This window comes from Fundidesulfovibrio sp., assembly GCF_058402725.1.
The window spans coordinates 1-8,463 of sequence record NZ_JBZVFJ010000143.1 but is presented as its reverse complement, the minus strand read 5'-3'; the positions used below and the strand labels follow the sequence as shown (position 1 = coordinate 8,463).

At 64.4% G+C, this 8,463-nt stretch carries 9 protein-coding genes; 6 read left to right on the top strand and 3 right to left on the bottom strand.

Going from position 1 to position 8,463, the window contains the following annotated elements:
• Both groEL and groES read right to left on the bottom strand, forming a co-directional pair.
• The coding region (groEL, locus tag ACV4UX_RS15430) for a chaperonin GroEL (RefSeq protein WP_491594171.1) at positions 1-1,013 on the bottom strand (1,013 nt) is incomplete at its 3' end.
• A gap of 43 nt (positions 1,014-1,056) precedes the next feature.
• Positions 1,057-1,347, bottom strand: coding sequence for a co-chaperone GroES (gene groES / locus ACV4UX_RS15425; RefSeq protein ID WP_491594170.1), 291 nt, complete (start codon positions 1,345-1,347; stop codon positions 1,057-1,059).
• A gap of 400 nt (positions 1,348-1,747) precedes the next feature.
• On the opposite strand from groES, the gene motA reads away from it, so the two are divergent.
• Positions 1,748-2,599 (top strand): flagellar motor stator protein MotA, encoded by an 852-nt coding sequence (gene motA, locus ACV4UX_RS15420; protein WP_491594169.1) that lies wholly within the window; start codon positions 1,748-1,750, stop codon positions 2,597-2,599.
• A 322-nt stretch (positions 2,600-2,921) separates the two neighbouring features.
• Here motA and ACV4UX_RS15415 read toward each other — a convergent pair whose 3' ends face one another.
• On the bottom strand, positions 2,922-3,509 hold the full coding sequence (locus ACV4UX_RS15415; protein ID WP_491594168.1) for a hypothetical protein: 588 nt from the start codon (positions 3,507-3,509) through the stop codon (positions 2,922-2,924).
• Between the two features lie 457 nt (positions 3,510-3,966).
• Here ACV4UX_RS15415 and ACV4UX_RS15410 point away from each other — a divergent pair, with 457 nt between their 5' ends.
• The 5 genes from ACV4UX_RS15410 to ACV4UX_RS15390 form a co-directional block, all read left to right on the top strand.
• Positions 3,967-5,913, top strand: a complete 1,947-nt coding sequence (locus tag ACV4UX_RS15410; RefSeq protein WP_491594167.1) for an NADH-quinone oxidoreductase subunit 5 family protein — start codon at positions 3,967-3,969, stop codon at positions 5,911-5,913.
• Positions 5,913-6,761, top strand: a complete 849-nt coding sequence (locus ACV4UX_RS15405; RefSeq protein WP_491594166.1) for a respiratory chain complex I subunit 1 family protein — start codon at positions 5,913-5,915, stop codon at positions 6,759-6,761. Before ACV4UX_RS15410 ends, ACV4UX_RS15405 begins: the two co-directional genes overlap by 1 nt.
• Before the next feature lie 21 nt (positions 6,762-6,782).
• A complete protein-coding gene (locus ACV4UX_RS15400) occupies positions 6,783-7,226 on the top strand; it encodes an NADH-quinone oxidoreductase subunit B family protein (protein WP_491594172.1) in 444 nt (147 codons plus the stop codon).
• Positions 7,227-7,248: 22 nt separating this feature from the next.
• The gene (locus tag ACV4UX_RS15395) at positions 7,249-7,635 is read left to right on the top strand and encodes an NADH-quinone oxidoreductase subunit C (protein WP_491594165.1); all 387 of its coding nucleotides are present in this window, start codon (positions 7,249-7,251) and stop codon (positions 7,633-7,635) included.
• A gap of 3 nt (positions 7,636-7,638) precedes the next feature.
• Positions 7,639-8,463, top strand: an 825-nt coding sequence (locus ACV4UX_RS15390) for a hydrogenase large subunit (protein ID WP_491594164.1), incomplete at its 3' end; no start/stop codon positions are given.

Sequence of the window (8,463 nt, the reverse complement as noted above, 5' to 3'; positions counted from 1 at the left end):
TTGCCAGCGCCGTCGACGATGGTGGTGTTCTCCTTGTCGATCACGATGCGCTTGGCGTTGCCCAGGTCGGTCAGGGTGACGTTTTCCAGCTTCACGCCCAGATCTTCGGTCACGCACTTGCCGCCGGTGAGGATGGCGATGTCTTCCAGCATGGCCTTACGGCGATCGCCGAAGCCCGGCGCCTTCACGGCGCAGACCTGCAGGGTGCCGCGCAGCTTGTTGACCACCAGGGTGGCCAGGGCCTCGCCCTCGACGTCTTCAGCCACGATCAGCAGGGGCTTGGCCATCTTGGCCACCTGCTCCAGCACGGGGAGGAGGTCCTTCATGGAGGAGACCTTCTTCTCGTTGATCAGGATGAAGGGGTCGTCGAGCTCGCAGACCATCTTCTCGGGATCGGTGACGAAGTAGGGGGAGAGGTAGCCGCGGTCGAACTGCATGCCTTCCACCACGTCCAGGGTGGTCTCCAGGCCCTTGGCCTCCTCGACGGTGATCACGCCTTCCTTGCCGACCTTGTTCATGGCCTCGGCGATGATGTTGCCGATGGTGGCGTCGGAGTTGGCGGAGATGGTGCCGACCTGGGCGATCTCCTTCTGGTCGCGGGTGGGCTTGGCAAGCACGCCCAGCTCGGCGACCATGGCTTCGACGGCCTTGTCGATGCCGCGCTTGATGGCCATGGGGTTGCGCCCGGCGGCCACGAGCTTCACGCCTTCCTGGAACACGGCCTGGGCCAGGATGGTGGCGGTGGTGGTGCCGTCGCCGGCCACGTCGGAGGTCTTGGAGGCGACTTCCTTGACCATCTGCGCGCCCATGTTCTCGAACTTGTCGGAGAGCTCGATCTCCTTGGCCACGGTCACGCCGTCCTTGGTGATGACGGGGGAGCCGAAGCTCTTCTCGATGACCACGTTGCGGCCCTTGGGGCCGAGGGTGACCTTCACGGCGTTGGCGAGCTTGTCCACGCCTTTCTTCAGCTTCTCGCGGGCCTGGGCGTCGTAGAGGATCTCTTTGGCGGACATGTGTGTGTCTCTCCTTGCGGAAATGTTTGGTTGAGGGGAAAAACTAGTCTTCGATGACGGCGAGGATGTCGTCCTCGCGCATCATGAGGTGCTCTTCGCCCTCGATCTTGATCTCGGTGCCGGCGTACTTGTTGAAGAGGACCTTGTCGCCCTTCTCCACGGCGGGCTTGCAACGCTTGCCGTCGTCGCCGACCTTGCCGGGACCCACGGCGATCACCTCGCCGCGCATGGGCTTTTCCTTGGCGGTATCGGGGATGATGATGCCGCCCTTGGTCACCATTTCTTCTTCGAGGCGCTTCACCAGAACGCGGTCGTTCAACGGCTTCAGCTTCATGTGGGTATGCTCCTTCAACGAGATGGTTTGTGCTGGTTTCGGCGTGCTAGCACTCGCCGGGGGTGAGTGCTAACGCCGGAAGCGTGATACGGACAATAATCCGAAAAGCCAACCAGGGAAGAGGGGGAAAACGAAAAAAGCATGATTTTTTTGCCGCGGCAGGGCACGGTGGCGCCAAGTCGGCCTCCTCATGCGGCCCCGGGGCGTCTGCTTGCGGCGTTCGCCCAGGAGTGATCGCGGCGGCGAAGCCGCGCCAGGGCTCGCGCACTTGACTTTGGCACGGGTTCCAGGGATGTAGGAAACCGGCCGATTTGTCTCTGGCGGCCGCCCGGCGGACACGTCCCGCCGGGCAACGTGGTTTTGCGCGGTCGCGCACCACTCGCCTGGAGGGGCGGGGCTTATGAACGCCATCATCGGTTTCGTCGTCGTGCTGGGCTCCGTGATAGGGGGCTACGTGCTCTCCCACGGCAAGCTCTTCGTGCTCTTCCAGCCCTACGAGTTCCTCACCATCGGCGGGGCGGCCCTGGGGGCGTTCCTCATCTCCTCGCCCATGAGCGTGGTCAAGGACGTGTTCAAACACCTGCCCCAGGTGTTCACGGCCAAGGAGGACTCCAAGGACTTCTACATGGAGCTGCTTTCGCTCATGTACGAACTGTTCCAGATGGCCCGGCGCTCCGGCGCGGTGGCCCTGGACGCCCACGTGAACCGCCCGACGGATTCCGACGTGTTCCGCCGCTTCGGCAACGTGTCCAAGAACAAGACGGTGCTCAACTTCATCTGCGACAACCTGAAGATCGTCATCGCGGGCAACATCGAGCAGCACCACTACGAAGCGATCATGGACACCGACATCTCCACCCGCAAACACCACGACACCCTGGCGGGCAGCGCCGTGACCAAGATCGCCGACGCCCTGCCGGGTCTGGGCATCGTGGCCGCGGTGCTGGGCATCGTCATCACCATGGGCGACATCAACCAGCCGCCCGAGGTGCTGGGCAACCACATCGGCGCGGCCCTGGTGGGCACGTTCCTGGGCGTGCTCATGTGTTACGGCTTCGTCGGCCCCATGGCCACCAACCTGGAGCACCAGGCCGAGGCCAAGGCCGCCCGGCTCAAGGTGGTGAAGAGCGCGCTCATGGGCTATTCCATCGGTCTTGCCCCCATCCTGGCCGTGGAGTACGCCCGCAGGGCCATCCCCTCCAACGTGCAGCCTTCCATGGAAGAGCTGGAAGAGGGCATGAAGAAGGGCTAGCGACGGCCCCCACTTCGCGAGCATGCGAGGCCCCGGGACGTTCGTCCCGGGGCCTTCAGCGTGATGACAAACCCCGCGGACGGGGTTTGCAGGAATCGCTTACGGGCGGTAAAGCCGCCCTGCTCCAGGCTGCGCTGCGCGCCGTTTCGGGGCGCAGGAGTGCGGCGCGCTGTGCGCAGTGAAGGGAGAGCGCAACGCGGCGACGCGATGCGGGGCTACGCGCCGTACGGCGGTGCGGGGAGAACGCGGGTCAGGGGCGCGGCAGGGCGCTTCAAGGCCGGTACGCCCGGATCGGGGAAAGGGGCGTGGCCCGCAAGGCGGGTCAGCGAGCGGGGCAGGCCTGGCCCAGGGGCTTGCGGGCGGACTCCACCTCGCGCAGGAGCCTGTCGAGCCGCAGGCCCTGGGGCGGCATGTGCTCCATGCCGCAGACCTTGCGGTTCATCTCGTCGCACCATTTGGTGAGGTCCGCGATGCCGTACTTGGCGGCGTCGGCGAAGTAGAGGGCCTTGTCGTTCTGGTCGGGCACCCCGTCCCAGCGCAGCTTGAGGCCCAGGAAGGTGCGGTCGCCGTGGTGCTGGGCGTGCTTCACCTCGAATCCGGCCATGAAGCTCAGGGGGTCGCCCATCATGTCGGTGGGGTCCACGAGCTTGAAGTAGACCAGCACGGCCACGCCCGCGAACTTCTCCACCTCAACCAGCTGGGACGACTTGAACGACAGACACATGCCCGTGGAGGAGATGTCCTCGATGCGGGGCAGCGGCGGGCGTCCCTGGGCCATCTTGGGGTCGCCCAGGTCGCGCAGGTGGACGCGCCCCAGCTGGTTGGCGCGCCGCAGCCACACGGCAAGCTCCAGGACGATGGTCTCGTCCACTTCGATGCGGAAGGTAACCCGGTAGTCGTTCTCGTCCATCGCGCCTCCCGCCGGACCGTGCCGGGGCGGAATCCGGCGTGGGCCGGTCGGTCTGCTCATAGCGCATTTTGCATCGGCAGGCAAAGGGGCGCGCATTTCCTATCGTGCCGGTAGCCAAGGGTTTTTCATCCGATATCGAGCGTATCGTCGATTTGGTCCACCCGTTGACCGGCTGGATTCTGCCGTTCACCGAAAGAAATCGACCGCTCATGAAGGGCCGCAGGGGCTTGAGGGGCGTGGATTCTGGCCCGGGGCGGCCTCGAGCGTTTTTCGACGCCGCTTGACCAAGGAATTTCAATTCCTTAAGACTGCCAGTTAAGCTCTGAGACAAAGTTTCACTGCCTGCCGGCCGGGGGGGCCGGTGTTTTTTCAACACGCACAAGGGAGGTGTGTCCGCTCCAGACCGCTGAGCTCGAGGAGAGGCAATTGACTCGACACAACCTAACGTGAGGTGAATATGGACATCTTGGTTTTCACGACCGTGGTGCTCCCGTTCCTGGCGGCAATCGCCCTGTTGCTGCTTCGGGACAAGGGCTCCAGAAGCCTGATCGTGATCGGTTCCGCGGTGATCCTAGCCGCGGCATCCCTGGCCATGGTCGGGCAGGGCTCGTTCGAGTACTCCCCAAAAAGCCTTCTCGGCGTGGGGCTCGACGGGCTGATCATGCTTTTGGACTTCGCCCTGCTCGTGGTCATCCTGGTCATGGCCATGACCAAGCTCAAGAGCCCACTGGTGTCTCTTTTGACCGCAGCCCAGATCATCGGGCTCGTCTACCTCGAATTCTTCATGATGGACCATTCGGCCCCTGCGGCCGCACCGGCCATGTTCGCCGACAAGCTGTCGCTGATCATGGTGCTGGTGATCTCCATCGTGGGCTCGCTCATCTGCGTGTACGCCCTTGGCTACATGCCCGAGCATGAGGAGCATCTGCACCTGCCCAAGACCAAGCAGCCCAGGTTCTTCTTCTTCCTGGTGGCCTTCCTGGGGGCCATGAACGGGCTCGTGCTGGCCAACAACCTCCTCTGGCTCTACTTCTTCTGGGAAATCACCACCTTCTGCTCCTTCATGCTCATCGCCCACGACGGCGACGAGACCAGCGTGAAGAACGCCACCCGCGCCCTGTGGATGAACATGACCGGCGGCGTGGCCTTCGTCTTCGCGCTGATCTTCATGCAGAAGGCCGGCAACCCCCTGTACCTCTCCGAGCTTCTCAAGCCCGGCTTCTCCGCCGCCGGGGCCGCCGCGCTGATCCCGATGTTCATGCTGTGCTACGCAGGCATCACCAAGAGCGCCCAGGTTCCCTTCCAGAGCTGGCTGTGCGGCGCCATGGTCGCCCCCACGCCCGTCTCGGCCCTGCTGCACTCCTCCACCATGGTCAAGGCCGGCGTCTACCTGGTGCTGCGCCTGGCCCCGGCCTACGCGGGCACCATGCTCTCGGGCATGCTGGCCATGTTCGGCGCCTTCACCTTCCTGACGGCCTCGGCCCTGGCCGTGGGACAGTCCAACGGCAAGAAGGTGCTGGCCTACTCCACCATCGCCAACCTCGGCCTGATCATCGCCTGTGCGGGCATCAACACCCCGCAGGCCATCACCGCCGCCATCGTGATCATCATCTTCCACGCCGTGAGCAAGGCCCTCATGTTCCTCTGCGTGGGCACCATCGAGCAGAAGATCGGCTCGCGCGACATCGAAGACATGCGCGGGCTCTACATGACCATGCCCAAGACCACCATCGTGGCCCTGGTGGGCGTGCTCACCATGCTCCTGCCGCCCTTCGGCGTGCTGCTGGGCAAGTGGATGGCCATCGAAAGCGCGGCCGCCGTGCGCTACATGCCCGTGACCATCATGCTGGCGCTGGGTTCCGGCCTCACCGTGATGTTCTGGGCGCGTTGGGCAGGCATCCTGCTCTCCACCCCGTACCCCAAGGGCGTGGCCCCCGAACCGCAGGCTTCCGTGGTGCGCGCTCCCCTGGTGCTGCTGGCCTGGGGCGCGGTGCTGCTCTCGCTCTTCGTGCCCTTCCTCTACGGCGGGCTCATCGAACCCGCGGTGAGAAGCTCCCACAAGGCCGCCGGCTACGTGCTGGACGCCTTCAACTTCGTGAGCGCCCAGGGCGTGTTCTACATCTACCCCCTGTTCCTGATCCTGGGCGTGGGCTTCTACTTCGCCTGGAAGGCCGCCCGCAAGGCCGACCCCGCCAGCTACGTGGGCCCCTACCTCTGCGGCGCCCAGACCAAGGCTGACGACAACGCCTTCACGAGCACCGGCGGCGCCTCCGTGGGTTATTCGGCCGGAAACTTCTACCTGACCTGGCTGTTCGGCGAGGAGCGCCTGTCCGGGCCCATCAACATGGTGGCCTGCGTCCTCCTCGCGGTGATGCTGGGCCTCTTGCTGGGAGGGGTCATCTAATGGGTAAGCTCCTGCTCGCCACCGTCGCCGTGATCCTGGCCCCGATCGTGGGCGGCCTCATCGCCGGCCTGGACCGCAAGATCACCGCCCGGCTCCAGTCGCGCTACGGCCCCCCGATCCTCCAGCCCTTCTACGACGTGTTCAAGCTCCTGGGCAAATCGCCCATGACCATGAACCCCTGGCAGATCCTCTCCGTGTGGGTCTACCTCGTCAGCTCCGCCCTGACGGTGTTCCTGTTCTTCATGGGCTCCGACCTGCTGCTCATCTTCTTCGTGATGACCATCGGCGCGGTGTTCTTCGTCATGGGCGCGCTCTCCACCCATTCGCCCTACGCCCAGATCGGCGCGCAGCGCGAACTGGTGACCATGCTCACCTACGAGCCGCTGATCATCCTGGTGTTCGTGGCCATCGCCATGGTCACGGGCAGCTTCAAGGTGTCCGACGCCTTCGGGCTCTCCAAGCCGCTGCTCTATCAGCTGCCGCTGATGTTCATCGTGCTGGGCTACGCCCTGACCATCAAGCTGCGCAAATCGCCCTTCGACATCTCTTCGTGCCACCACGCGCACCAGGAAATCGTGCGCGGCGTGCTCACGGAGTACTCCGGGCCGCAGCTGGCCATGATCGAAATCGCCCACTGGTACGACGTGATCTTCGTCCTGGGGCTGTGCGCCCTGTTCTGGACCACCAGCTTCTGGGGCTGCGTCATCCTGCTGGCCGTGACCTACTTCGCCGAGCTTCTCATCGACAACGTGACCGCGCGCATGAACTACAAGTGGATGCTCAAGACGGTCTGGGGCTGGGGTCTGGCCCTGTCGGTGCTCAACCTGCTCTGGCTGTACGCCGGCTAACCCCGGGAGGAAATCATGGGCATGCTCAAAGACTGGATCAACAAGGGAAGGCTCAAGTCCCCCTGGATCGTGCACTTCGACTGCGGGTCCTGCAACGGCTGCGACATCGAGGTGCTGGCCTGCCTCACGCCCATCTACGACGTGGAGCGCTTCGGCATCCTCAACATCGGCGACCCCAAGCACGCCGACGTTCTGCTGGTCACCGGAACGGTGAACCATCGCAACAAGCACGTGCTCAAGAACATCTACGACCAGATGCCCTCGCCCAAGGCCGTCATCGCCATGGGCGCGTGCGGGCTCTCGGGCGGCGTGTTCCGCGAGGCCTACAACGTGGTGGGCGGCGTGGACAAGGTCATCCCCGTGGACGTGTACGTCCGGGGGTGCCCGCCCAAACCCGAGGCCATCATCGACGGCGTGGTGCTTGCCCTGGAAAAGGTCAAGGCGCTGCTGGAAGCCGCCGGTTAACCACCGAAGCGAGGTATCCCACATGTTTGCCAATGAACAGGCCGTCTCGGTGGACACCCTGATCCCCGAATGCCAGAAGCGCTTCGACGAGGGCCTGCGCCTCGTGGGCGTGTCCGTGGTGGAGCTCAAGAAGGACGACGCCTTCGACCTGCTCTACCACTTCGACAAGGACCTTGAACTCTCCCACCTGCGCCTCACCGTGCCCAGGCTGGAGCCCGTGCCCTCGGTCTCGGGCGTGTACTTCCCCGCCCTGCTCTACGAAAACGAGATCAAGGACCAGTTCGGGGTGAACTTCCAGAACATCCTCATCGACTTCGGATGCACCCTCTACCTGGAGCCCGAGGTGGTGAAGAGCCCCTTCTGCACCTTCACCTATGTCAAGAAAGAAAAGGGCAAAGAGGAGGCCTAGACCATGCGCACCATCCTGCCGTTCGGCCCTCAGCACCCGGTGCTGCCCGAGCCCATCCACCTGAAGCTGGTGGTGGAAGAGGAAACCGTCGTCGAGGCCCTGCCCAACCTGGGCTACGTGCACCGCGGCCTGGAAAAGCTCACCGAAATCCGCGACTACAACCAGATGGTCAACATCGTTGAGCGCGTGTGCGGCATCTGCTCGTGCATCCACTCGCTCAACTACTGCGAGGCCGTCGAAAAGCTCATGAACCTCGAAGTGCCCCAGCGCGCCCACTTCCTGCGCGTGATGTGGGGCGAGGTGCACCGCATCCACTCCCACCTGCTCTGGCTGGGCCTCTTCGCCGACGGATTCGGCTTCGAGTCCCTCTTCATGCAGCTGTGGCGCATCCGCGAGCGCTCCATGGACATCATGGAGGCCACCGCCGGCAACCGCGTGGTGATCTCCACCAACATCGTGGGCGGCGTGCGCCGCGACATCACCAACGACCAGAAGACCTGGATCCTCTCCGAGATCGACCTCATCGAGAAGGAAGTCCGGGCTCTGGAAAAGACCCTGCTCGACGACTACACCGTGAAGCGCCGCTGCTGCGGCAAGGGCGTGCTCACCAAGGAGCAGGCCCACCAGCTGGGCGCGGTCGGCCCCTGCCTGCGCGCCTCCGGCTGGGCACAGGACGCCCGCCAGACCGGCTACGCCGCCTACGGCCAGCTCGATTTCGAGCCCGTGGTGGAATACGACGGCGACTCCTACGCTCGCTCCAAGGTGCGCTTCCGCGAGGTCTACGCCGCCTGCGACCTGGTGCGCCAGGCCCTGGCCAAGCTCCCCGAG